The sequence below is a fragment of the Chromohalobacter sp. HP20-39 genome (assembly GCF_033052815.1).
In the GTDB taxonomy this organism is placed as follows: domain Bacteria; phylum Pseudomonadota; class Gammaproteobacteria; order Pseudomonadales; family Halomonadaceae; genus Chromohalobacter.
Map to the genome: position 1 here is coordinate 1 of NZ_JAWHTP010000057.1, position 701 is coordinate 701.

General features: G+C 46.6%; 1 protein-coding gene. It reads left to right on the top strand.

The window, feature by feature from the left end; genetic code table 11:
- Window positions 1-225 precede the first annotated feature (225 nt).
- Window positions 226-701: nuclear transport factor 2 family protein (locus RVY79_RS16840; RefSeq protein ID WP_317465620.1), on the top strand; the 476-nt coding region annotated here is incomplete at its 3' end.

Here is a 701-nt window from a genome sequence, read left to right on the forward strand (position 1 = left end):
GCCTGAGTCTCGAGCCAATTACCAACACGGGGATACACCATCTCAGCAACGCTATTAACCGATATTCCTCACCGAAGTACATATAGAAATCCGCTGTCCCGTTACAGCAACTCGGAGTCAATCACAACATAACCTTATTAGCTTAATGGCAGAGAAATTACCTACCGATTTTTTTGAATCAGGCTTCATTTCAACAGACTTTAGAAAATCTCGACTATGAAACACATGCAGCACACTTGGGCATCCCATTCATTTCAATCTTCAAAGGGCCTGCGCCATCGCTCAGTGCAGGCGTTGGGAGCCATGTTTCTTATCCTGGCCCCGTTCGCCTATAGCGCCACCTCGCAGGAAGCACAAGAGCCAGAGAATGTGAAAGTGGTTCGACAATACCTTGAAGCTTGGAATAGCGGGAAAACCAATGATATGAAAAAAGTTCTCGACTCCAACGTCGTCTATTTCAATACTAGTAATGAAGCATCCCGCACCGGGCCGGAATCCATCACCGAAGTCTCGCAGTTTCTGAAGCAAATTTTGCCTGATCGAAAAATGAAACTCCGCTCGCAACCGATTTCATCCGACGATGGCGTAGCGATTGAATGGGAATTCACCGCCACCAAGAGAAACAGTGGCGAGACGTCACCCTCCAGCACGAATATCAGTTATTTCGGTGCGAGTTTTTTTCGCGTTTTGAACGGAAAAAT